This window comes from Cupriavidus necator, from assembly GCF_013141915.1.
GTDB classification, from domain to species: Bacteria; Pseudomonadota; Gammaproteobacteria; order Burkholderiales; family Burkholderiaceae; genus Cupriavidus; species Cupriavidus necator_B.
The window spans coordinates 81,163-104,492 of record NZ_SROX01000009.1 but is presented as its reverse complement, the minus strand read 5'-3'; the positions used below and the strand labels follow the sequence as shown (position 1 = coordinate 104,492).

Here is a 23,330-nt window from a genome sequence, read left to right as displayed (position 1 = left end):
GTAGTGGCGGCTCATGTCGGTGCGGGCACGGCTACTGCGCCGGCCAGGTGCCGTTGGCCACCAGGGTGTCGATGGTGTGCTGCAGCGGGTCGGCGCTGACGCTGAATTCGCCGGCGAACGGGCGATCGACCGCGAGCAGGAAGAAGAACGCCAGGCCGATGGTGACGGCCCAGGCGGTGATCAGCGCCAGGTTGAAGGGCGTGGCCGGCAGCACGTACAGCAGCGCGAACGACAGCGCGCTGACGATGACGATCACGCCCCACAAGGTGTTGGGCATCGCGGCGTGCAGCGTCAGGATCCGCTGCTGGCGGTACTTGACCATCTCGTTGACGCGCGTCAGCACCTCCGCCAGCAGCACGGTCTGGCGGCTGTCCAGCGGTCGGATCCGGTTGGCCAGGTCGAACATCGCGTCAAAGCGCTGTTCGGTGTGCGCATCGGGCTTGCCGTGGCGCTGCATCTGCGGCCATTCCTGGTGCACCACCATGACCAGGTACGTGCGCAAGGCCTGGCCGGCGGCATCGGCGGCGCTGCTGTCGAACGCGGCCAGGTCGCGCGCCAGTTCGCCCGCCGCGGCGGCTTCGGCGGCAACGGTGCGGTCGGCGGAGTTGTAGGTGTCCCAGACGTTGATGGCGGCAAAGGCCACCAGCAGCGAGTTGATGGTGGTGATGATCGAGACCATCGACACTGCCATCGCGCGCTGCTCGGCATCGAGTTCGATCAGCGTGAAGCGGCGCGCGATCGCATAGCCGGCCAGCACCAGCACAACGATGCCCGACACCACCAGCGCGGCCATGCCGGTGCTGGGCAGGCTGTAGAGGAACAGCATGGCGCTCACTCCTTGCGCGGTTCGCGCGGCGCATTGCCGCGCACCGCGGTTTCGACGATCTCGACGATGCGCTGCAGCAGCCGATGCACGGCGGTCGCTGAGAAGCCGCCCAGCATCGACAGCGCCGGCTTGCCGAAGCTGCGCATGCCGGCCGAGTCGAACAACTGCGGCGGCAGCATCTCTACCAGGATCAGGCCGGACATGACGCCAAGGATCAGTTGCGCGGCGTAGGCGGCGTCGTACTTGGGGTCATAGGTGCCCTTGGCGATATAGCCGTGGACCTGGAACAGCGAGGCGAACGAGGCCCCCAGCCCGGCGCAGAACAGCAGGAACAGCATGTTGAACAGCAGCGTGCGGCCCGACGAGGCCAGGATGCCCGCGCGCATGTTCTCCATCGACACCTCGGCGGGCAGGCCGGTCAGCACCACCGCCAGCAGGCAGCACACCGCGGTGCCGGTCAGGGTGCGCACCAGCGGCACCGGTCCGAGGCAGGCGAGCGGATGCGCGCGGCGGCGCTCGTCGTCGAGCAGCGCAATGCATTGCGGCGTGGCCGGCGCGAGGGCGCGGGCAAGGGCCTGGTGAAGCTGCGCGAGCTGCCGCATGGAAGCGGCCGGCACGTCTTGCGGTAGCGACGAAGGCGCTGGCGCCGCGGCGCCTGCCGGCAGCGACGTATCGCTGGCCGTGGCCGCCTCGCGCTCTTGCCCGAGCAGTACGATCCAGTCCGCAGGCATCGGGATGCCCAGCCGCAAGGCATGACTCGCCATGGCTTCGCATTCATGCCGGAGTTGCCCGTCAAGGGGCAGCAGGCTGGCGGGCGCATACGGAAGTCCGCGCGGCGCTGCCGGTGTCGGCGTTGCCGTCGCCGGGCTGGCTGCCCCTGCATTTGCCGCGGCGGCAGCGGCGCGCCGCAACGGCGCCGAGGTGAAGTCGAGAGTGCGCATGATGTCGGAAGACGGAAGCGGCGGCCCGGCATGCCGGGCCGCAATGCCCGCGAAGCGGGAGGTGCGTGCTACTGCGGGCGGCCCAGCAGGCGCTGCAGGTTGTGCAGCTGCGGCAGGCCGACGCCAAAGCGGTTCTCGGGGTCGTGCGCCACGATCGGCGAGCTGATGGCGCGGATCAGCTGGAACAGCGCCGCGACGCGGCGCGGTCCGCGCGGCCCCATCCACGCGGCCAGTTGCGGATCGGACAGCAGCAGCGCCGCCAGTCCCGCGATATGCGGCGCGGCCATCGAGGTGCCGGAATCGGGCATGAAGGCGGCGCCGGGCACGGTCGAGATGATCCCCACGCCAGGCCCGCACACGGCGATCTGCGGGCCGAAGCACGAGAACGTCGGCGCAAACAGCCCGGCGCGCGTGGCAGCGTGCTGTACCACCTGCGTACGCTCCCAGACGTCATGCGGCAACTCGCTCTGCAGGCCCAGCGCCGATACCGCCAGCACCGACGGCGACGCCGCCGGGTACTGCACCGGCCCGCCCGAGTTGCCCGCGGCGACGATACAGGCCACGCCGCTGTGCACGGCCTCGATCAGCTTCTGTTCCACCGCCTGCGACGGTTGGGGCGCGCCAAGGCTCAGGTTGACCACGTCGATGTCGTGGTCGACGCAGTAGTCGAGTGCCTGCAGCAGCGTGCTGAACTGCCCGCCCGGAAAGATCTTGAGCGCATGCATTTCTGCCTCGGGCGCGAAACCCAGCATCGTGGCCTGGGCCTCGGCAGCCGCGCGGCCCGGTTCGGCCGGCTGCGGCCGCGCGCCGATCACGCCGGCGCAGTGCGAGCCATGGCCGATGGTGTCGAGGCGCCAGGTGTCGTCGGTGCCGGTGCCGGTCAGGTCCCTGCCATGGCGGATATGCGCCAGCAGCGGGTGCGCGGCATCGGCGCCGGAATCGACCACCGCGATGCGCACGCCGCGCCCGCCGAAGCTGCGCGTGAGCCGGTCCAGCCCCATCAGCCGCTGGCCCCAGCCGAAGCGCGCCTGCGGCGGCACATCGGGATTCGGTTGCGACAACGGCGTCACGCGCACCACGTTGGGCTGGCCGGACACCACCTGGGGCGACAGCAGATACTTGTTCCAGTAGCCGCTGAGCGGCCGCACGAACAGCGAGCGCGCCGGCCCGGCTTGCTGCTGCACCAGCGCCAGCGTGGCTTCGCCGCTGGCGTCGGTGGTGGCGGTCGCGGGAAAGCCATCGCCCGCGAGCGTGATGGCCACGCCCGCCAGCGGCGCGTCGCCGGTGCCCAGCACGCGCACCAGCACCTGGCGCGACACCGGGCCGTCGAAGGCCGATTGCGGATGCAGCCGGTCGGAGGTCTCGATTTCGGACTTGCGGCCGTAGCCGAGCGGATGGTCCTCCTCGACGATCATGTGCGGCGGCGCCGTGGCCTGCAGCATCTGCGCGTGCGCGGCGTCGAGCTTGACCACATAGGTCTTGGCGGCCTCGTCGGGGCGCACCGAATGCAGGTGCGTGTTCTTGTGGCCTTCGACCACGTCCACGATTTCCACACCGGGCAGCTGCGTGACCGTGCTGTGCAGCTCGCCAGCCGACATCGGCGTCACGCCCGCCTGCTGCGCCAGCGCGTGGCGCCGCGGCGCGATCAGGTATTGCTTGCGGCCGGCGTCCAGCGCCACGGCCTCGCGGCCGGCGGAGCCGCCATGGCTAGCTGCGCCGGCGCGCGCGGCGTCAGCCTTCTTGTCTCGTTCCATTTGCTTTCTCCACCGCGGCGCCAGCAGGCGCGCGTATCGATGCGGGCGGGCCGGCGCGGTAGCGCGGGCCCGCGGCGAGGCGCCGTCGGGCGCCTGGGGTCATGCGCAGGGCATCCTGTGCGCGGTCATGCGTAGACCATTTGCGGCTGGGCCGAGAATGGCAGCAGCCCGCCGAGATGCCCGGCCACGGTGCCGATCTGCTGGCCTACGCCGGCATTGCCGAGCAGGCCGCCCACGGCATGGCCGAGGGTCGGCGCCACCGCGCCGATCAGCGAACCGAACACGCCCTGCGGGGCCAGCGCAACCTGCGGCTGGGCCGAGAACGGCAGCAGCCCGCCGAGATGCCCGGCCACGGTGCCGATCTGCTGGCCCACGCCGGCATTGCCCAGCAGGCCACCCACGGCATGGCCAAGGGTCGGCGCCACCGCGCCGATCAGTGAACCGAACACGCCCTGCGGTGCCAGCGTGACGGTGGGCAAGGCAGAGAACGGCAGGTAGCGTGCGCCTTCGCGGACGATGTTGGCGCCGTGAATGGCCACCGTGGGGTAGCCGGCGGCAGTGCCGGCCGCCTGGATGAACCCCGGCGCGTGGGTCGAGATGACGGTGCCGATCGGGCCGGTATGGCCGGGCTCGGGGAACGGAATATGCTGGGCCAGCGCGCCGGCCGCGGCGCCGGCGACATGGCCGATCACCGGGTTCACGTAGTGCGTGACCACGGTCTGCACGCCGTCACGCACGGCCGGGGCCACCGCGTCGTTCATCGCGCTCTGCGGCACCAGCATCGGCTGCGCGGAGAACGGCAGCAGGCTGCCGATGCCGCTGACAAGATTGCCGAGAACACCCTGCGGCGCCAGTACGGCAGTGTGGATGGGGTAGGTCATGACGACTCCTTTGAGCAACTGCATGGATTAAGTGAGTTGAGGTGGCGCCGCGCATAGCGGCGCCGATGCCGCGCCTGTCGCCTTGCAGCGCATTTGCGCGGCACTGGGGCAGGTGGACTCATTTTTGGTTTTTGGCCCGGGCCATCGCCATTGGGCAAATGCGGTATTGGCAGTGGATAATGCCGGGCAACAATCAGAATTAAAAATCGCGCAGCATGAATTGGCTTTTAAATACAAAAGCCAGCACCTAGAATTCGCCACTGCTGCCCGCATCCGGATATTCCGGATCGCACTGTCGGGAAGTGCGAACCACCATGCCGGCGCAACACCGCAAGACATCGAAAAAAAAGCAGTGATCTGGAGCCCGGCCGGGCCGCCCCCGGTTCCGCTCGTAGGTCCGAACTAGCCTTGCACTAAGGGTCCTGTGAATGCACTGACGCACAGTTAGACGCGCGGCTGCCGCTCCTGCGACGGAACCATTCGTTCCAACGCATGGAGTCCTCCGCATGAACCTCACCACTCGGGAAGAGACGGTGCTCGCCTGCATTGCCCGCGGCATGAGCGATCGCGAGATCGCCGCACGTCTTGCCTTCTCGGTATCGACGGCGCGCAAGCACCGCGAGCATCTGCTCGCGAAAATGCAATTGCGCAAATCCTCGCAATTGACGATGTACTATCTCGCGCGCCAGCGCGAGCTGTTTAAAAAAGCGGGCCCGCTCCCGCGGATAATCCATTCTCGCAACGCGAGCGCGAATATCTGGAATGGCTGGGGCGCGGCCTGAGCGACAAGGAAATCGCACGCGCGCTGGGCATCAGCGACCAGACCGCGCGCACCCATCGCGCGCGGCTGCTGCAGAAGACGGGCGCAGGCAATGTCTGCGCCCTGTTGTTTTTGTGCGTGCGCAGGGGGTGGCTGGCGCTGCCGCGCGACCAGACCTGCGGCGCCGCGCCGGCATAGCGCCGCCACGCACTGTTGCGCGGTACCGCATTTGCCCAATGGCCCGGCACAGTGGTGGCTTCCGACAATGGACCATGCAGCCGCCGCATGGCGACTGGCGTGCTGCGCGCCTGGACCTGTCCGGCCTTTCGATCCCAGTCGCCGTGCAAGGAACCATCATGATCCGATGCAAGCCAACCGCCCGCTACCGGGCCCTTGCCGCGGCCTGCGCGCTCGGCGCCAGCGCCGGCGCCGCGGCGCAGACGCTGCCCGCGCTGGGTGCGGACGTGGCGCAGACCTCGGTGTCCGGGCTGTCGTCAGGCGCGTTCATGGCCACGCAGTTCCACGTGGCCTATTCCGCCACCATGGTCGGCGCCGGCGTGGTCGCGGGCGGGCCGTTCTACTGCGCCGGCCTGTTCGCGCCCACGCCGCCCGCCACCGCGGCGGCGACCCAATGCATGCAGCCGGTCGGCGATACCGGTCCGGATGGGCAGGCGGCGCTGGACGCGGCGCGCACCTTCGCGCGCGACGGCCGCATCGACGCCGTGCAGAACCTGGCGCGCCAGCGCGTCTACGTGTTTGCCGGCACCCAGGACAAGACCGTGCTGCCGCGCGTGGTGGCGCAGGTGGGGCGCTTCTACACGCTCGCTGGCGTGCCGGCATCGCACCTGCAGTACGTCGCCGATGTCGCGGCCGGTCATGCCTTTATCACCAGCCAGGCCGGCGATGCCGCCTGCGCGGTGAGCGCGTCGCCATACCTCAACAATTGCGGGCTCGAGCAGGCACGGCAGATCCTGCAGTGGATCTATGGCGAGCTGAAGCCGGCGGCGCGGCCGGCGGGCGAACTGATGCGCTTTGACCAGCGCGCTTTCGATCCCGGCGGCAAGGCGCTGCTCGCCGACAGCGGCTATGTCTACGTGCCGGGCCAGTGCGGCGCGGGCGCTGCCGATGGCGGCGCGGGTTGCCGCGTCCACGTGGCCTTCCATGGCTGCCTGCAAGGCGCGCCCGCCATCGGCGAACGCTTTGTGCGGGGCGCGGGCTACCTGGAGAGTGCCGACGCCAACCGCATCGTGGTGCTGTTCCCGCAGGTCGGCGCATCGCGGCACAACCCGCTCGGCTGCTGGGATTTCTGGGGCTATACCAGCGCCGACCCGGCCCAGCCGGACTTCTTCTCGCGCGACGCGCCGCAGATGGCCGCGGTCATGCGCATGGTCCGCCAACTCGGCGCGGCGCGCCAGTGAGCACCGCCGCCACCGACCCGTCCGATCCATTGCTTCATCCCGCAAGGAGAACTGCCATGCTGTCGATCCTGCAAGCCCAATGGGAAAGCGCAAGCCGTACCGCGCTGGAGCTGGCTCAGTGCCATATGCAAGCCGCCGCCGCGCTCGCGCAGGCGCCGTTCAGTGCCGCCGACCCCAGGCTGGCGCGGACGCTGGCGCGCCAGACGCTGGCCGCGCTGAACCGGTATGGCGAGGAACGCACCGCGCACCAGTCGCAATGGTGGCGCGCGGAGCGCGACCGCCTCGACCTGCCCGCCGTCGCGCATGCCTGGCGCGGCCTGGATGCGATGGAGGCGGACCTCGCCGCGCGCGCGTCGCAGGCCAGGGCCGGCTACAACGACGCCGTGCGCGAAGCGATCGCGCGCTACCTGGAAGATGTCGGCGATGCGCGCGACGGCAACGACCTCGGCCTGGCCATGCTGCGCGCGCTGGGGGACTGGCAGGAGGCCGCCAAGGCCTGCGCGGCACAATCCGCCGCGCTCGGCGCCGCCCTGGTGCCGGCCTGGACCCGATGGCTGCAGTCGGCGCTGGCGGAGCCGGTGGCGCGCGCTGCGGTAGCCGACGTGGCGGGGCAGGGCGCAGCGGGAGACGCCTGAGCCGAGTGGCTCAGGCCGGTGCGGCCGGCGATCCCATCGCCGGATCGCTGACCGTATGCCGGCCGGTTTCCACCCGCCCGGCAAAGCGGCGATAGAAGGCTGGGTCGCTGTCGCACGTCACGGCGAAGTCGTACCACTGTCCGCTCTGCTCGAGCGACCAGTGCACCGCCTTGTCGCCGTTGGCGCCGACGGTGACCGGCCACGGGCCATCGCCGCGGTACGCCAGCGCCTGCACGTTGAAGCGGCATGCCCGGCGGCCGGCGTTGATCAGGTCGACGTAGACATCGCCATTGGCAATGTCGTAGCAAACGCGGATCTCGGGGGCGATGCCGGTGTCGCCGATGCGCCTGGTATCGCCGCGGAAATGCCGGTGAAAGCCGTTGGGCCCGAGCACCCACAGGTCGTATTGCCCGGCATTGTCCTGGAACGCGTTCCAGGTATCGCTCAGCGACTTGCCGGCTTCGACGACATAGCGGCGCGGAATGCGTCCCAGCTGGTGGCGGTCGTAGACGTGGAACACCGCGGCCTGGGTGCCGGTGTTGGCAAACACCAGCTCGACCTGGCCCACGGCGCTGCAGCGCGCGCTGGTGTGCAACTCATACGGCAGCGCGCGCGACGGGCGAGTGCCGGCGGCCTGCTGCGGCATCTGCATGTCGGCCGGCAGCGGCACCGCTGGCAGGGCCTGCTGCGCGCGGCGCAACTGGTCGGCGTCGCTGCGCGTGATGCGCCCGCCGAGCGTGGGCAGCGCCTCGGTGTTGGGCGTCTTGAAGTTGAAGGCGCTGGTCAGGTCGCCGCACACGGCACGGCGGAATGGGCTGATATGGGGTTCGGCCACGCCGAAGCGCGCTTCCAGGAAGCGCAGCACGGAAGTGTGGTCGAACACCTGCGAGTTGACCCAGCCGCCGCGGCTCCACGGCGAGATCACGTACAGTGGCACGCGCGGTCCCGGGCCGTAGACGCGGCCGTCCGGCGCGGGCTGGGTCCGGCTGCCCGGCGGCGCCGGCTGGTTGAAGTACTCGGCCTGCATCTCGGCGTCGCTCAGCGTCGACTTTCCGGCGAGCGTCTGGTCGGGATTCACTGACGGCGCCGAGGGCGAGGGGACGTGATCGAAATAGCCGTCGTTCTCGTCGAAGTTGACCAGCAGCACGGTCTTGCTCCAGACCTCGGGCACCGCGCTCAGGGCATCCAGTACCTCCTGCAGGAACCAGGCGCCCTGCACCGGGCTGGAGGGACCAGGATGTTCGCAATAGATCGATGGCGCGTTGATCCACGATACCTGCGGCAGCCTGCCTGCGCGGATATCGCGGCGGAAGGCATCGAGATACTCGTCGGGCCGGCTGCCGGGCAGGGTGTTGGCCACGCCCTTGTACAGCGGGTTGCCGGGGTTGTCGGTGGCGGCATCGTAGGCGTGGTAGGGCAGCGGCTGGCCGGTGTTGGCATAGGGCGCGCCCGGCCCGCCGCCGCTGGACACCGGATAGCCCGACGCGAGGTTGGCCTGGCGGAACTGCTGGAATGCGCCCAGCATGTTGTCGCCCCATTCGTCCGGCATGTTTTGGTAGCAGATCCAGCTGATGCCGGCGGCTTCCAGGCGCTCGGCGTAGGTCTTCCAGGTGTAGCCGGTGTTGGCCGAGGCCGGCAGGCCGTCGATCGCGTCCCACTCATTGTTGACGAAGGCAACGTTGGCGGCGGTCGGGCCATTGGTACCCGTCAGGTGGAAGGCACGGTTCGCGTCGGTGCCGGTATGCATCGCGCAGTGGTACGCGTCGCACAGGGTAAAGGCGTTGGCCAGTGCGAACTGGAACGGGATCTCCTGTTCCTTGAAGTAACCCATCGACGTGCTGGTCTTGTACGTGGGCCAGTTGGCCATGCGTCCGTGGTCCCAGGCCTGCTGGCTGTCCAGCCACGCATGCGGCGTGCCGGCGGCGCGCTGCGCGTTGTTGCTGGTGCCATCGAGGTGGTACGGCGTCAGCACAGCACCATTGGCGCGCTGCTGCTGCCATACGTTGCGCCCGCCGGGTAGCGGGATGGCAAGGCGGTCGCCGAAGCCGCGCACGCCGCGCAGGGTGCCGAAGTAGTGGTCGAAGGATCGGTTCTCCTGCATCAGGATCACCACGTGCTCGACATCGTTGATGGTGCCGGTGGCATTGTTGGCCGGGATGGCCAGGGCCTTGCGGATGCTGGGCGGGAACGCGGCCAGCGCGGCGGCGGCAAAGCCGGTGCCGGCTGCGGCCTGCAGGAAATTACGGCGAGAGACCATGGTTTTGTCGGATGGGCTTGCGAGCTTGCGGAGGGGTTCAGGGAGCGCAGCGGATGACCGGTTCTGGCCGCTGGTCCGGCTTGTTGCCGGGCTGTCCCGGCTTGCCCGGCAGGGCCGGGGTGAGCGCCGCCGCCGGCGACAGGGTGGCGCCGTCGCCGTCGCCGTCGCCGCCGCCGCAAGCGCAGAGCAATGTCGCCGCGATCAGCATCGCGGCCAGGGGAGTGGGCAGTCTGCGGGAGAGCATGGATTCACCTGAAGTTGTCGTGGCGGCCGCTGGAAGCCGGGGCCAGGCGAGTGTAGGTAGGGGCGGTGACGCGCCGATGACATGGCATCGTGCGCTGACGCCGCGGCAATGGACTATGGTAGTCAGACGCGTTTGCGTTCTAGCTAACGCAAGCCGATTCAACCTCACCAGGAGTGAAGTCCATGTCCTATATCGACGGATACGTGCTTGCCGTTCCCCAGGCCAATCGCGACCGATATCGCGAGGTGGCGCAAAAGGCCGCCGCGGTGATCAAGGAACACGGCGCGCTGAAAGTGGTGGAATGCTGGGGGGACGATGTGCCGGAAGGCAAGGTCACGTCCTTTACGATGGCGGTGCAGCGCAAGGACGATGAAGCGGTGGTGTTCTCGTGGATCCTGTGGCCGTCGCGCGAGCAGCGCGACACCGGCATGAAGGCGGCGATGGCGGACCCGCGCCTGAAGGAGGGCATGGACCCGATGCCATTCGACGGGCAGCGGATGATCTTTGGCGGCTTCGAGGTGATCGTCGAAGCGTGAGCGGGCCGGGCGCCGGCGCGGCAGCGCCGGCGCCCGGGTGGTGGCTCAGATCAGGTGGAAGACCATGCCCAGGGCGATCGCGCCGCCCAGGGTTTCCACTGCGGCAAGGGCGAGAAGGTTTTTCAGTACGAAAGCCTCTTCTTTCTTCGTCACCATGGTCTGTCTCCCGGTCATTGGACTAGTTCTGCAGCACCATCGGCGGTGGCAATCCGGGTTGCCGGTGCCAGGGGCGTCGATGTGAGACCAGTAGACCGCATCCGGGCGCCGGCCGAAAGCTGGCGAAAACCCGCTCGGCGAAAACCCGGATTCCTGCAAGCGCGTGACAAGGCCATGATTGACTGGCTTTGCAGCGTGCGCCTGCAGCCTGCCAGCCACGCGGCCCTGGCGATGGCCCGCATTTGGGGGATGCCCGCGGCGGCGCGATGCGCCAAGATCGACAGCGTGGGTGGTCGAACCGATTGCCCCGCTACCGTTTGCGCCCCGCTGCCTCCCCGGCACGCGGGGCTTTTCTACATGGGCCGGGCGCGGCTCAGCGCGCCTGCAGGATGGCTTCGATACGGGCGGCGGCCTCGCGCAGCGGCGCCAGGAAGCATGCTTCCAGGTGGGCCCGGTCGCGGCTGCCCAGCACCATGCTGAAGCCCAGCCCGGCCACCACCGTGCCGGCCTGGTCGCGCAGCGGCACCGAAATCCCGGCGTAGCCGTCTACCAGTTCGCTGACCAGCACGCAGTAGCCGTCGGCGCGCACCTGGCGCAGCGTGCGCGCCAGCGTCGCGCGCGAGCTGACCGTGAACGGCGTCAGCTTGCGCAGGTTCGCGCCCGCCAGGTAGGCTTCCAGCGCGCTGTCGTCCAGGCCGGCCAGCAGCACCCGGCCCAGCGAATGCGCATAGGCCGGCATCCGGCGCCCCAGCGCCATGTCCACGCGCAACAGCTGGCGCGGCTCCTCGCGCGCCACCAGCACCACCGATTCCGCATCGAGCACGCCCAGCGAACAGCTTTCGCCCAGGGTCTCGCACAACTGCTGCAGGTAGGGCCGCGCCATCTGCGGCAGGCTCATCGAGGCAAAGTAGGCGTAGCCCAGTTCCATCACCCGGGGCGTCAGCGCAAAGTGGCGGCCGTCCTGCGCCACGTAGCCGTTGTGCTCCAGCGTCAGCAGCAACCGGCGCGCGGCGGCGCGGGTCACGTCGAGCTGCTCGGCGACTTCCTGCATGGTCAGGCGCTCCGCGCCCGCGCCCAGCAAGCGCAGCAGCGCCAGGCCCTTGCTGAGCGACTCCAGCAGTTCATCCTTCTTGGCGGTGTCGGCTGGCATTGGAAGTTTGCAGGGAGTTCGTTAAATGGACGATCAGCCACGCGCTGACGAGGCTGCCCCGGGAGGGCTTGCGCCGACCGGCAGCATCTCCGTATGATAGCGTTTTCCGAACAAATGTTCGCAAAATGAATTACGGAAAGCGTGCCGCCAGCGATGCGGGACGGCACGACGAAAATCCGGAGACAGCGATGAAGGTAATCACCGCGCATGAAGCGGCGGCACTCGTGCAGGACGGCTGGACCGTGGCCAGCGCGGGCTTTGTCGGCGCCGGCCACGCCGAGGCCGTGACCGAGGCGCTGGAGCAGCGCTTCCTGCATAGCGGGCTGCCGCGCGACCTGACCCTGGTGTACTCGGCAGGGCAGGGCGACCGCGGCGCGCGCGGCGTCAACCATTTCGGCAATGCCGGCATGATCGCCACCGTGGTGGGCGGCCACTGGCGTTCGGCCACGCGTCTGGCCACGCTGGCCATGGCGGAGCAGTGCGAGGGCTACAACCTGCCGCAGGGCGTGCTGACGCACCTGTACCGCGCCATCGCTGGCGGCAAGCCCGGCGTGATGACCAAGATCGGGCTGCACACCTTCGTCGACCCACGCACCGCGCAGGACGCGCGCTATCACGGCGGCGCCGTCAACCAGCGGGCGCACCGCGCCATTGCGGAGGGCAAGGCGTGCTGGGTCGACGCGGTCGAGTTCCGCGGCGACGAATACCTGTTCTATCCCAGCTTCCCGATCGACTGCGCGCTGATCCGCTGCACCGCGGCCGATGCGCGCGGCAACCTCAGCACCCATCGCGAAGCCTTCCACCATGAGCTGCTCGCGCTTGCGCAGGCGGCGCACAACTCGGGCGGCATCGTGGTCGCGCAGGTCGAAAGCCTGGTCGACCACCACGAGATCCTGCAGGCCATCCACGTGCCCGGCATCCTGGTCGACTACGTGGTGGTCTGCGACAACCCCGCCAGCCACCAGATGACGTTTGCCGAAGCCTTCAACCCGGCCTACGTGACGCCTTGGCAGGGCACGGACGCCGCCGACGAGGCGGCTGCGCCGTCGCCCGAGGCGGGGCCGCTCGACGCGCGCACCATCGTGCAGCGCCGCGCGGTGATGGAGCTGGCGCGACGCGCGCCGCGCGTGGTCAACCTGGGGGTCGGCATGCCGGCGGCGGTGGGGATGCTGGCGCACCAGGCCGGGCTGCACGGCTTCACCCTGACCGTGGAAGCCGGCCCCATCGGCGGCACGCCTGCGGATGGCCTCAGTTTCGGTGCCTCGGCCTATCCGGAAGCGGTGGTGGACCAGCCCGCGCAGTTCGATTTCTACGAAGGCGGCGGCATCGACCTGGCCATCCTCGGCCTGGCCGAACTGGATGGCCAGGGCAACGTCAACGTCAGCAAGTTTGGCGAAGGCGAGGGCGCGCTGATTGCCGGCGTCGGCGGCTTTATCAACATCACGCAGAGCGCGCGCGCGGTGGTGTTCATGGGCACGCTGACGGCGGGCGGGCTGGAAGTGCGCGCGGGCGACGGCAGCTTGCAGATCGTGCGCGAAGGCCGCGTGAAGAAGATCGTGCCGGAGGTGTCGCACCTGAGCTTCAACGGCCCCTACGTGGCGTCGCTGGGCATCCCGGTGGTGTACATCACCGAACGCGCGGTGTTCGAGATGCGCGCCAGCGAGGGCGGCGAAGCCCGCCTCACGCTGGTCGAGATCGCCCCCGGCGTCGACTTGCAGCGCGATGTGCTGGACCAGTGCGCAACGCCGGTGGCGGTGGCACCGGACCTGCGCGAGATGGATGCACGGCTGTTCCAGGCCGGCACCATGCGCCTGTAACGGCCGCCGCGCCACAACACCATTCCATCGGACGGGCCGGCCATGACCGGCTCGCAAGGAGGCACGCCAGATCGGTCATGACGTTACGCACCCGCAGTCGCTTCATCCGGTGCGGCCCTGGGCCGCGCATCGATTCTGATTTATCGCGATTTACCGCAGGACATAGCCAGACCATGCAGAACAACAGCCGCCGTACCTTCCAGCGCCGCCTGGGCGCCGTCCTCCTGAGCGCCACGCTGCCGCTCGCCGCCGCGCCGGCCCTGGCCGAGACCTACCCCAGCAAGCCGATCCGCCTGGTGGTGCCGTTCCCGCCGGGCGGACCGACCGACACCGCCGCGCGCATCATCGGCCAGAAGCTGAGCGAAACGCTGAAGCAGCCGGTGGTGGTGGACAACCGCCCCGGCGCCTCGGGCACCATCGGCGCCGAAAACGTCGCCAAGAGTCCCGCCGATGGCTACACCCTGCTGGTGCTGGCCACGCCCACGCTGCTGGCGCCGCACCTGATCCACCGCAAGGGCTATGACATCTTCAAGGACTTCACCCCCATCGGCGCGGCCTACGACCTGCCGATCGTGATGGTGGTCAACCCGCAGGCGATGCCCGACGTGACCAGCCTGCAGCAGTACATCGCCAAGGCCAAGGCCAGGCCGGGCGCGCTCAACTACACCAGCGCCGGCAATGGCAGCTTCGGCCACCTGTCGACCGAGCTGCTGAAGAACCTGGGCCACTTCGACGTGCAGCACGTGCCCTACAAGGGCAGCGCTCCCGCCATCGCCGACCTGCTGGCCGGCCAGGTGCCAATGATGTTCTCGGACATGATCGCGGCGCTGCCGCATATCAAGGCCGGCAAGCTGCGCCCGATCGCAGTGGGCTCGAGCAAGCGGGTCAGCTTTACGCCGGAGGTCAAGACGGTGGCCGAACAGGGCTTCCCCGGCTTCGACGCCACCGCATGGGGCGGTCTGCTGGCGCCGGCCGGCACGCCCAAGGAGGTGGTGGCGACGCTGTCGGCCCAGCTGAAGCAGGCGCTGGCCGATCCGACCGTGCAGCAGAAGATGCTGGGGGCCGGCACCGTGGCCGCCTATATGCCTCCCGAGCAGCTGGCCGCGCGCATGAAAACCGATTACAGCAAGTGGGGCAAGGTGATCCAGGACAACGGCATCCGCGGCGACTAAGTGGTGCCCAGGGCCAGTATGCGGGCCGCCGCGGGGTCAGGCGGGCTGCCTGCCCTGGGGCGGGCTGGCCGGCAGGGCGGGCAGAGTCGGCATCGGCAGCGCCGCGTGACGGCCGGCAGCCGCCAGTCCCAGGAACTGGCTGGAGGTGCGCAGGAATTGCTGGCAGGTCTGGCGAAACAGCTCAAAGTCCATGTCAATCTCGATGTGGAAGGCGCCGCGCAGTCCGGCATGGCCGCCGCGCCGCCGGCATCTTGCTTGGCCGATATGACAATGTCTTGACAATGCGCGCGCCGGCCCGCCGCACGCGCCTGCGTACGGCGGCGCCAGAGCGCCCACTGCGCGGGCAGAGATGCTAAAATCTAAGTCTTTGATTCTCTTGGCCAAATGCTGCAGGCAGCAGGGCCGCGCCGGACCTTGCCGGCGCCAGGCGAGATTCAGGGCGAGATGAGTTCCAGACGCGTATCCGTTTGTGCCGGGTTCGCCTCCCGCCAATACCGATACCCATGACCACTACGAACGCACCAGAACCTACCACCGCGGTTCCGACCGCTGTGCAGACCTTCGACAGCTTCGGCCTGGACGCGCGCATCCTGCGTGCCTTGTCCGACCAGGGCTATACCTCTCCCACGCCGATCCAGGCACAGGCCATTCCGGTCGTGCTGCTGGGCAAGGACGTGATGGGCGCCGCGCAGACCGGCACCGGCAAGACCGCGGGCTTCGCGCTGCCAATCATCCAGCGCCTGCTGCCCATGGCCAATGCCAGCGCCTCGCCGGCGCGCCATCCGGTGCGCGCGCTGATGCTGACCCCGACGCGCGAGCTGGCCGACCAGGTCTACGACAACGTCGCCCGCTATGCCAAGCACACCGATCTGCGCAGCACGGTGGTGTTCGGCGGCGTCGACATGAACCCGCAGACCGACGCACTGCGCCGCGGGGTCGAGATCCTGGTGGCCACGCCCGGCCGCCTGCTGGACCACGTGCAACAGAAAGCGGTGAACCTGTCGCAGGTGCAGATGCTGGTGCTGGATGAAGCCGACCGCATGCTCGACATGGGCTTCCTGCCGGACCTGCAGCGCATCATCAACCTGCTGCCGGCGCAGCGCCAGACGCTGCTGTTCTCGGCGACGTTCTCGCCGGAAATCAAGCGGCTGGCGTCCAGCTACCTGAAGCAGCCGGTCACCATCGAAGTGGCGCGCAGCAATTCGACCAACGAGAACGTGCGCCAGGCGGTGTACCAGGTCGAGGACGGCCACAAGCAGGCCGCCGTGGTGCACCTGCTCAAGCAGCGCGCCGAGCAAGGGCTCTCGCGCCAGTGCATCGTCTTCGTCAACAGCAAGATCGGCTGTTCGCGGCTGGCACGGCACCTCGAGCGCGAGGGCATCAACGCCGCCGCGATCCACGGCGACAAGACCCAGACCGAGCGCATGCAGACGCTCGACGGCTTCAAGAGCGGCACCATCGATGCGCTGGTTGCCACCGACGTGGCGGCGCGCGGGCTCGATATCCCCGACATGCCGTGCGTGATCAACTTCGACGTGCCGTACAGCGCCGAGGACTATGTGCACCGCATCGGCCGTACCGGCCGTGCCGGCGCCAGCGGCGATGCGCTGTCGATCTACGTGCCCGGCAACGATGAGCGCCTGCTGTCCGATATCGAAAAACTGATCAAGCGCAGCATTCCGCGGGCCAAGCTGGAGGGCTTCGACCCCACCGGCGAACGCTCCCGCCAGGTTGACAGCGAGCGCCGCCGCGAGCGCGGCGAAATGCGCCGCGCGCGCGGCAGCACCGACAGCGAAGACCGACCGCGCCGCCAAGACCATGGTGCCAACCGCCAGACGTTCCGCGCTTCGGACGACCCGTTCTTCTCGCGCCCATATGAGCCGAGTCCCGCCAGCGTGGCCCAGGCCAAGGCCGCCGACGAAGTCGCCGCTGCGCTCACGCGCGGCCGCCAGGCGCCCAAGCGTCCGGTGGCGGCCTTGCTGGGCGGCGTGCCGCGCAAGTCCTGACCGAGTTGCTGCTGTCGTCCTGAAGATGGCCCGCCTGCGCGGGCCATTTGTTTTTTGGCGCGGCTAGGCTGGGGCCGGTTGCGGCAAGGTGGAAAGCCGCGTGCGCCAGCCGTCGGTGGCCTGCGCCAGCCAGTCCTTGATATTTCCTGCGTGGTTCGATAGCCCAAGGTGAGCACCGGCCTCGCGCAGCGCGTCCAGCGGCGCGCGCGTATTGATCGCCTGCGCGCCGCTCTGCTTGCTGAGCTTTTCACCGGCCTGGTTCACCACTACCGGTACGTGCAGGTAGGCCGGCGTGGGCAACCCCAGCAGGTGCTGCAGGTGGATCTGCCGCGGCGTGGAGTCGAGCAGGTCGGCGCCGCGCACGATATGCGTGATGCCCTGCAGGCCGTCGTCGACCACCACCGCCAGCTGGTAGGCCCACAGCCCGTCGGCGCGGCGCAGCACGAAGTCGCCCAGCTCGGTTTCCAGGTCCTGGCACTGGCGTCCCTGCCAGCGGTCTTCGAAGCACACGGTGGCGTCCGGCCCGTCCGGCACGCGCACACGCCAGGCGCGCGGCAGCTTGCCATTCAAGCCGTGGCGGCAGGTGCCCGGGTAGCCCAGGGTCTGGTGCCGTTCACGCACATGCACCAGCGAATCGGCGATCTCCTTGCGCGAGCAGCCGCACGGGTAAAGCTGCCCCTCGGCATCGAGCCGGCGCAGCGCTGCGGCATAGTACGGCTCGCGCTGGCTCTGCCACACCGGCGGCTCGTCGGGCGTCATGCCGACGCGCTCCAGCGTGTGCAGGATGTGGTGGTCGGCGCCGCGCACGCAGCGCGGGGTGTCGATGTCTTCGATGCGCACCAGCCATTGCCCGCCATGCGCGCGCGCGTCCAGCCAGCTGGCCAGCGCGGTGACCAGGGAGCCCATGTGCAGCGGCCCGGTGGGCGAGGGCGCGAAGCGGCCGCGATAAGCGGCCGCGGCAAGCGCCGGCACTGCCGTTGCCGAAGGGGCTGCCGTGACTGCCATGAGGCTGCCCTCAGCCCGCAAAATCGGGTTGCTGCAGCAGCGCCTGGGCCAGGCGCGGGTCTTCCAGCTTGCCGGCCCACCACTGCAGCGCCTTGCCGCGGTTGCTGGTGCGCCACGCGACCTTGAAGTTGCCCGGGGCGCGCACCTCGACGGTCTCGCGTGCCTGCAGCACGCCGCTCTCGATATGCGGCTGCGCCATCGGCGCCGGCAGCCAGCCGCAGCCCAGGCCGCGGATCTGCGCTTCGAGCTTGTCGCGCATGGTCGGCACCACCAGCACGTCCTGCCCGGCCAGCACGCCATGGGTGCGGGCCGGCAGGTTGCGCGAGGTATCGCCCACCGCGACGATGCGGTGCCTGGCGATCTGGATGGTTGTGAGCGGGCCTTCCTCGGTGGCCAGCGGATGGTGCGCGGCCACGGCGAACACGAACGGCATCGACCCCAGCGGCCGGATCTGGAAGCCCTGCGTGCTGGGCGCGTCGTAGGCGCCGCCGATCACCAGGTCGGCGCGGTTGCTGACCAGCGCGTCCCATGCGCCGCCCAGCACCTCCTTGGAAAAGCGCAGCCGGGTGGCGGTGTTTTCGGCATAGAAGTCGTGGATCACCGGCAGCAGCGCGCGGAAGTTGATCAGGTCGTCGACCACGATGGTGAGGGTGGCCTCCCAGCCGGTGGCCAGCCGCTTGACGCGGCGGGCCAGGTCGTCGGCGGCGTGCAGCAGGTGGCGCCCTTCATCGAGCAGCGCGCGCCCCGCCGGCGTCAGTTCGGCCCGATGGCGGCGCCGGTCGAACAGCAGCACGTCGAGGTCTTCTTCGAGCTTGCGCACCACGTAGGTCAGCGCGGACGGGACCTTGCCCATCTCGTGGGCAGCGGCGGCAAAGCTGCCCTTGCGTTCGATGGCGTCCAGGACTTCGAGGGATTCTAGCGAGAGGGCCATGTTCAGAAATTCTGAATAACTGCTTCTAAGTCGATCTCCGTAAATATACGCCTGAAGGCCTAAACTGCCTAGCATCCAAAGCGACAACGTATGCCACAGCGCGGTTCGCAAGACAGTGCTGTCGCTGAAACGGCTCAAGGAGGGCCATCAAAATGATTGAAATCAGAAAGTCCGCAGAGCGTGGATACGCCGATCACGGCTGGCTGAAGTCCTATCATTCGTTCTCGTTCGCCGACTACTATGACCCGCAGCATGTGCAGTTCGGGCCGCTGCGCGTCATCAATGAAGACCGCGTCGCGCCGGGCATGGGGTTTGGCACCCATGGCCACCGCGACATGGAGATCATCAGCTACGTGCTGGAAGGCGAACTGGCGCACAAGGACAGCATGGGCAACGGCAGCGTGATCCGTCCGGGCGACGTGCAACGCATGAGCGCCGGCACCGGCGTGCGCCATTCGGAGTACAACCATGCCCAGCACGACACCACCCATTTCCTGCAGATCTGGATCATCCCGGCCGAAAACGGCATCGACCCGGGCTACGAGGAAAAGCACTTCGACGCGGCCGACAAGCGCGGCAAGCTGCGCCTGGTGGCCAGCGCCGACGGCGCCGAGGGCTCGGTGGTGGTGCACCAGGACATCCGCCTCTACGCCGGCCTGTTCGACGCCGACGAAGCCGCCGCGCTGGCGCTGGCGCCGGGCCGCCGCGCCTATGTGCACGTGGCGCGCGGCCGGGTGGCGGTCAACGGCAAGGCGCTCGAGGCCGGCGACGCGGCGCGGCTGGAGGACGTCGCCGAAGTCGCGCTGTCTGGCGGCGATGGCGCCGAGGTGCTGGTGTTCGACCTGCCCTGACATCGTTCTCCGGTCCCACGCGGGAGCCCGCCCGATGGCGGGCTTTTTGCCGTTTGCGCGGCGCGCCGGGGTGCCGGCGGGTAGCCCTGTGCTATCTTCTCGCTATGCATTGCGCCTGCGCCGGCACATCGCCGGCCAGCCCGAACGGGCCGGCGTGCCCTTGGAACACCCCGTACCAAGATGACCTTTGTTTCCATTCTCCTGGCGCTGATTGCCGAGCAATTCCGCGCCCTGGGCCGCAACAATCCGATCTACGAGATCGTGCGCGCGCTCGGCGACCGCGCCGAACACGCCTTCGACACCGGCCGGCCGCGCGACGCCGCGCTCGCCTGGCTGACCGTGGTGCTGCCGTTGACGCTGGCGGTGATCGTGGTGCACTACTTGCTGGCCTCGATCAGCGTGGCGCTGACGCTCGCGTGGAATGTGCTGGTGCTGTACATGACGCTGGGCTTCCGCCAGTTCAGCCATTACTTCACCGACATCCACGAGGCCCTGAACCGCGACGATATCCATACCGCGCGCACGCTGCTGCACGAGTGGACCGGGCTGGACGCGATCGAGATGCCGGTGTCCGAGATCGTGCGGCATACGCTGGAAGCGGCGATCATCGCCGTGCACCGGCACGTATTCGGCGTGTTCTTCTGGTTCCTGGTGCCGGTCGGCCCCGGTGGCGTGGTGCTGTACCGCACCGCCGAATACCTGGGCCGCCACTGGAACCTGCCGTCGACCGAGCGCAGCCCGGCGCTGGGCCGCTTCGCCGCGCGCGCCTTCTACGTGCTGGACTGGATCCCGTCGCGGCTGACTTCGATCGGCTTTGCCATCGTCGGCAACTTTGAGGACGCGGTTTACGCCTGGCGCAACCATGCGCGCAAGTGGAACGATGCCGTCAACGGCATCCTGCTGGCGAGCGGGGGCGGCGCGCTGGGCGTGCGGCTGGGCACGCCGCTGGCCGAGGATGACTCTACCGTGGTGCTGCGCACCAGCGTGGCCGGCCCGGCGGTGGACTATGCCCCCGGCATGGAACACGCCGATGGCGTCAACGGCGGCCCGGAGCCGGTCCCACCCGAGTTCGGCTCCGAGCCCGGCGTGCGCACGCTGCAGTCGGCCGTGGGGCTGGTCTGGCGCGCGGTGGTGTTGTGGATGCTGCTGCTGGCGATGCTGTCGCTGGCGCTGTGGGTGGGCTGAGCAGCGTGTTGAAAGCCGGGCCGGCCGGTTGCGGCCGGCTGCCTGGCACCCGCTAGTCGCGGGCCGCCCCGCACCGCCAGCACGCGCCAAACTGCGCCTCATGCCATTCCCCGCAATGGCCGCATTGCCAGCTGGGACCCGGCACCGGATTGGCCGCGGCATTGAGCACCGCCCACGCCTGGGCTTCCATCTCGTCATCCACCAGCCACACCTGCGGCGCGCTCTCGCGGAAGGGGATCTCGCCGGTCGCGCCGGCCAGCCAGGTATTGCGCAGTTCGGCCCGGATGCCGGCCGCGCGCAGGACGTTGCGGCAATGGGCCGCATGGACGAGGGACGTGGCGGACAGCAGCAGTTTCATGGCAGCACACCGGGAACCCAGGTGCGCTTACCTTACCACGGCTTCACCACGGTTTCTGCTGGCTGGATTCGTGCAGCAGCTGCGCGTAGAGCTGGTGCCGGCGCTCGGAAATGGCGCCGGATGCCACCGCGGCCAGCACGCCGCAGCCGGGCTCGTTCACGTGGTGGCAGTTGTAGAAGCGGCACTCGGTCAGTAGCGGCCGGAATTCCGGGAAGGCGCGTTCCAGCATGCCCTCGCTGAGGTGGTAGAGGCCGAATTCCTGGAAGCCCGGCGAATCGATCAGCGCGCCCTGGCGGCCATCCACGGTACCCCAGTCGTCCGGCAGGTGGTAGAGCCGGGTGAAGGTGGTGGTGTGCTTGCCGGAATCCAGCTTGGCCGAGATCTCTCGGGTCTGCGCATCCACGCCGGGGATCAGCAGGTTCAGCAGCGACGACTTGCCCATGCCCGATTGCCCGATCAGGATGCTGGCCAGCCCCGCCAGTCGCGGCTTGAGCACCGCCAGCGCATGCGCCGGATCGGCACGCACCGACAGTTCGAGCGTGTCGTAGCCGAGCCCGCGGTACAGCGCCAGGCGGCCGCGGGCTTCTTCCAGGCGCTCCGGCAGGTCGGTCTTGTTGAGCACGACCAGCGGCCGGATCTCCAGCGCCTCCGCCGATACCAGCGCGCGCCCGAGCAGGTCTTCGGAGAATCCCGGTTCGGTCGCCAGCACGATGATGACCTGGTCGATATTGGCCGCCAGCAGCTTGGACTTGAACTGGTCCGAGCGGTGCAGCAGGTTCTTGCGCGACGCGACCCGGGTGATCACGCACTGGTCGGCGGCGGCACGCTCGACGCTGACCTGGTCGCCCACCGCGCAGTCGCTCTTCTTGCCGCGCGGGAAGGCATGCATGCGGCTGCCGTCGGCCAGCTCGACCACATAGTGGCGGCCGTGTGCGGCGATGATCAGCGCGGTTTCGGTCGAGGTGCCGGCGTTGGTGCCGCCGCCGGCGTTGCGGTGACGCGTGGCGCGGCTCATGCGTGCGCCAGCAGGCGGTCGATCCGCTGCGCCGCGGGCGGATGCGAGTAGTAGAAGGCGCTGTAGAGCGGGTCGGGCGTCAGCGTCGAGGCGTTGTCCTTGTACAGCTTCACCAGTGCCGATACGAGATGGCCGGCGTCGGTCTGGTCGGCGGCGAAGGCATCGGCCTCGAATTCATGGCGGCGCGACGACTGGCTCGCCAGCGGCCCCAGCAGGAAGGTGAAGACCGGCAGCGTCAGGAAGAACAGCACCAGCGCCAGCGCGCTGTTGGACACGCCCAGGTTGGGCACCACGCCCAGCCCGGTGTAGAACCAGCTGCGCGTGGCCAGCCAGCCCAGCAGCGCCAGGAACAGCAGGCTCAGCGCGAAGGTGACGGCGATGCGCTTGGCCACGTGGCGGCGCTTGAAGTGGCCCAGCTCGTGCGCCAGCACCGCCTCGATCTCGTCGCCCGACAGGCGCGACAGCAGCGTGTCGAAGAAGACAATGCGCTTGGCCGCGCCGAAGCCGGTGAAGTACGCATTGCCGTGCGCGCTGCGCTTGCTGCCGTCCATCACGAACAGCCCCTTGCTGGCAAAGCCGCAGCGTTGCATCAGGCTCTCGATGCGCTGGCGCAGCGATGCGTCGGTGAGCGGCTCGAACTTGTTGAACAGCGGCGCGATAAAGGTGGGAAACACCACCAGCAGGAACAGGTTGAACGCCATCCACACCAGCCAGGTCCAGACCCACCACAGCGAGCCGGCGCGCTCCATCAGCCACAGCACCGCCAGCAGCAGCGGCAGCCCTAGCGCGCTGGCCACCAGCAGCATCTTGACCACATCGGCCAGCCACAGGCCGAAGGTCATCTTGTTGAAGCCGAAGCGCTGCTCGATGCCGAACTGGCCATACAGCGAGAACGGCAGGTCGACCAGGCCGCCGATCAGCGCCACGCTGGCCACTAGCGCCACGCCATAGGCATAGCCCGGACCGAAGGCTTCCAGCCAGAACTGGTTGAGCCACTGCAGCCCGCCCAGCATGGTGAAGCCGACCAGCACCGCGGCGCCGGCCAGCACTTCGAGCATCGACAGCCGGGTGCGGGCGATGGTGTAGTCCGCGGCCTTCTGGTGCGAGGCCAGGCTGATGGTGTCGGCAAAGCGCGCCGGCACGGCCTGGCGGTGCTGCGCGACATGGCGCACCTGGCGCGCGGCCAGCCACAGCTTGGTCAGCACCATCAGCACCAGGGCGGCGAGAAAGACAATCGTGAACATCGGCAAGCGCCTTGTGGGTGCGGGCGCCCGGCGTTGCAGGCGACGGGTGCCCGTGGGGACCGCGCCGCGGGGTGGGGCAGGCGGCGGTCCGGGACTTCCGAAAACGGTGCCGCGCTGGTGCGCAGGCAGCCGTCCCGGACGGATATGCGAGAATTATAAATTGTTCGCGCCCGGCCCCGCCGCTCGCG

At 69.0% G+C, this 23,330-nt stretch carries 24 protein-coding genes; 11 read left to right on the top strand and 13 right to left on the bottom strand.

Features of this window, described 5'->3' with window-relative positions:
* Positions 1-31: 31 nt before the first annotated feature.
* The 4 genes from E5S69_RS17950 to E5S69_RS17935 form a co-directional block, all read right to left on the bottom strand.
* Positions 32-826 (bottom strand): DUF4239 domain-containing protein, encoded by a 795-nt coding sequence (locus E5S69_RS17950; RefSeq protein WP_171515998.1) that lies wholly within the window; start codon positions 824-826, stop codon positions 32-34.
* A gap of 5 nt (positions 827-831) precedes the next feature.
* On the bottom strand, positions 832-1,590 hold the full coding sequence (locus E5S69_RS17945; protein ID WP_236901375.1) for a hypothetical protein: 759 nt from the start codon (positions 1,588-1,590) through the stop codon (positions 832-834).
* A 245-nt stretch (positions 1,591-1,835) separates the two neighbouring features.
* Entirely contained in the window at positions 1,836-3,521 is a 1,686-nt protein-coding gene (locus E5S69_RS17940; protein ID WP_171515996.1) for a S8 family serine peptidase, read from the bottom strand.
* Positions 3,522-3,646: 125 nt separating this feature from the next.
* Entirely contained in the window at positions 3,647-4,402 is a 756-nt protein-coding gene (locus E5S69_RS17935) for a hypothetical protein (protein WP_171515995.1), read from the bottom strand.
* 82 nt (positions 4,403-4,484) lie between these two features.
* Between E5S69_RS17935 and E5S69_RS17930 the strand changes: the two genes are divergently transcribed.
* From E5S69_RS17930 to E5S69_RS17910, 5 genes are all read left to right on the top strand, one after another.
* Positions 4,485-4,808 carry a hypothetical protein gene (locus E5S69_RS17930; protein WP_171515994.1) on the top strand — a complete coding sequence of 108 codons (324 nt, stop codon included), beginning with the start codon at positions 4,485-4,487 and terminating at the stop codon, positions 4,806-4,808.
* 100 nt (positions 4,809-4,908) lie between these two features.
* Positions 4,909-5,184: a response regulator transcription factor gene (locus tag E5S69_RS17925; protein ID WP_171515993.1), complete on the top strand. Its 276-nt coding sequence runs from the start codon at positions 4,909-4,911 to the stop codon at positions 5,182-5,184.
* The gene (locus tag E5S69_RS32965; protein ID WP_171516118.1) at positions 5,160-5,360 is read left to right on the top strand and encodes a LuxR C-terminal-related transcriptional regulator; all 201 of its coding nucleotides are present in this window, start codon (positions 5,160-5,162) and stop codon (positions 5,358-5,360) included. The genes E5S69_RS17925 and E5S69_RS32965 overlap by 25 nt, the downstream gene beginning before the upstream one ends.
* Positions 5,361-5,518: 158 nt before the next feature.
* Complete coding sequence (locus E5S69_RS17915) at positions 5,519-6,580, top strand: poly(3-hydroxybutyrate) depolymerase (RefSeq protein WP_171515992.1); 1,062 nt, start codon at positions 5,519-5,521, stop codon at positions 6,578-6,580.
* 56 nt (positions 6,581-6,636) lie between these two features.
* A complete protein-coding gene (locus E5S69_RS17910; RefSeq protein ID WP_171515991.1) occupies positions 6,637-7,215 on the top strand; it encodes a hypothetical protein in 579 nt (192 codons plus the stop codon).
* Between the two features lie 10 nt (positions 7,216-7,225).
* On the opposite strand, the gene E5S69_RS17905 is transcribed toward E5S69_RS17910, so the two are convergent.
* Positions 7,226-9,472: a phosphocholine-specific phospholipase C gene (locus E5S69_RS17905; protein ID WP_171515990.1), complete on the bottom strand. Its 2,247-nt coding sequence runs from the start codon at positions 9,470-9,472 to the stop codon at positions 7,226-7,228.
* Between the two features lie 37 nt (positions 9,473-9,509).
* Positions 9,510-9,716: a hypothetical protein gene (locus E5S69_RS17900; RefSeq protein WP_171515989.1), complete on the bottom strand. Its 207-nt coding sequence runs from the start codon at positions 9,714-9,716 to the stop codon at positions 9,510-9,512.
* Between the two features lie 182 nt (positions 9,717-9,898).
* Between E5S69_RS17900 and E5S69_RS17895 the strand changes: the two genes are divergently transcribed.
* Entirely contained in the window at positions 9,899-10,252 is a 354-nt protein-coding gene (locus E5S69_RS17895; protein WP_171515988.1) for a DUF1428 domain-containing protein, read from the top strand.
* A gap of 529 nt (positions 10,253-10,781) precedes the next feature.
* On the opposite strand, the gene E5S69_RS17890 is transcribed toward E5S69_RS17895, so the two are convergent.
* Positions 10,782-11,558 carry an IclR family transcriptional regulator domain-containing protein gene (locus E5S69_RS17890; protein ID WP_171515987.1) on the bottom strand — a complete coding sequence of 259 codons (777 nt, stop codon included), beginning with the start codon at positions 11,556-11,558 and terminating at the stop codon, positions 10,782-10,784.
* Between the two features lie 188 nt (positions 11,559-11,746).
* Between E5S69_RS17890 and E5S69_RS17885 the strand changes: the two genes are divergently transcribed.
* Positions 11,747-13,375, top strand: a complete 1,629-nt coding sequence (locus tag E5S69_RS17885; RefSeq protein ID WP_171515986.1) for an acyl CoA:acetate/3-ketoacid CoA transferase — start codon at positions 11,747-11,749, stop codon at positions 13,373-13,375.
* Between the two features lie 173 nt (positions 13,376-13,548).
* Positions 13,549-14,547, top strand: a complete 999-nt coding sequence (locus E5S69_RS17880; RefSeq protein ID WP_171515985.1) for a Bug family tripartite tricarboxylate transporter substrate binding protein — start codon at positions 13,549-13,551, stop codon at positions 14,545-14,547.
* A 36-nt stretch (positions 14,548-14,583) separates the two neighbouring features.
* Here E5S69_RS17880 and E5S69_RS17875 read toward each other — a convergent pair whose 3' ends face one another.
* Positions 14,584-14,739: a hypothetical protein gene (locus E5S69_RS17875; protein ID WP_171515984.1), complete on the bottom strand. Its 156-nt coding sequence runs from the start codon at positions 14,737-14,739 to the stop codon at positions 14,584-14,586.
* Between the two features lie 311 nt (positions 14,740-15,050).
* Between E5S69_RS17875 and E5S69_RS17870 the strand changes: the two genes are divergently transcribed.
* Positions 15,051-16,553, top strand: a complete 1,503-nt coding sequence (locus tag E5S69_RS17870) for a DEAD/DEAH box helicase (protein WP_171515983.1) — start codon at positions 15,051-15,053, stop codon at positions 16,551-16,553.
* Positions 16,554-16,616: 63 nt separating this feature from the next.
* Here E5S69_RS17870 and gluQRS read toward each other — a convergent pair whose 3' ends face one another.
* Both gluQRS and E5S69_RS17860 read right to left on the bottom strand, forming a co-directional pair.
* Entirely contained in the window at positions 16,617-17,558 is a 942-nt protein-coding gene (gluQRS, locus tag E5S69_RS17865; protein ID WP_171515982.1) for a tRNA glutamyl-Q(34) synthetase GluQRS, read from the bottom strand.
* Between the two features lie 10 nt (positions 17,559-17,568).
* Positions 17,569-18,489 carry a LysR family transcriptional regulator gene (locus E5S69_RS17860; protein ID WP_092307103.1) on the bottom strand — a complete coding sequence of 307 codons (921 nt, stop codon included), beginning with the start codon at positions 18,487-18,489 and terminating at the stop codon, positions 17,569-17,571.
* Positions 18,490-18,641: 152 nt separating this feature from the next.
* On the opposite strand from E5S69_RS17860, the gene E5S69_RS17855 reads away from it, so the two are divergent.
* Positions 18,642-19,340, top strand: coding sequence for a pirin family protein (locus E5S69_RS17855; protein ID WP_171515981.1), 699 nt, complete (start codon positions 18,642-18,644; stop codon positions 19,338-19,340).
* 180 nt (positions 19,341-19,520) lie between these two features.
* Complete coding sequence (locus tag E5S69_RS17850; protein ID WP_171515980.1) at positions 19,521-20,525, top strand: CobD/CbiB family protein; 1,005 nt, start codon at positions 19,521-19,523, stop codon at positions 20,523-20,525.
* Between the two features lie 52 nt (positions 20,526-20,577).
* On the opposite strand, the gene E5S69_RS17845 is transcribed toward E5S69_RS17850, so the two are convergent.
* Genes E5S69_RS17845 through E5S69_RS17835 form a run of 3 tightly spaced genes read right to left on the bottom strand, consistent with a single transcriptional unit; the run spans position 20,578 to position 23,142 of the window.
* Positions 20,578-20,883 (bottom strand): putative signal transducing protein, encoded by a 306-nt coding sequence (locus E5S69_RS17845; RefSeq protein WP_018005364.1) that lies wholly within the window; start codon positions 20,881-20,883, stop codon positions 20,578-20,580.
* 43 nt (positions 20,884-20,926) lie between these two features.
* Positions 20,927-21,898, bottom strand: a complete 972-nt coding sequence (rsgA, locus tag E5S69_RS17840) for a ribosome small subunit-dependent GTPase A (protein ID WP_171515979.1) — start codon at positions 21,896-21,898, stop codon at positions 20,927-20,929.
* Positions 21,895-23,142, bottom strand: a complete 1,248-nt coding sequence (locus E5S69_RS17835; RefSeq protein ID WP_171515978.1) for a M48 family metallopeptidase — start codon at positions 23,140-23,142, stop codon at positions 21,895-21,897. The genes rsgA and E5S69_RS17835 overlap by 4 nt, the downstream gene beginning before the upstream one ends.
* Positions 23,143-23,330 lie beyond the last annotated feature (188 nt).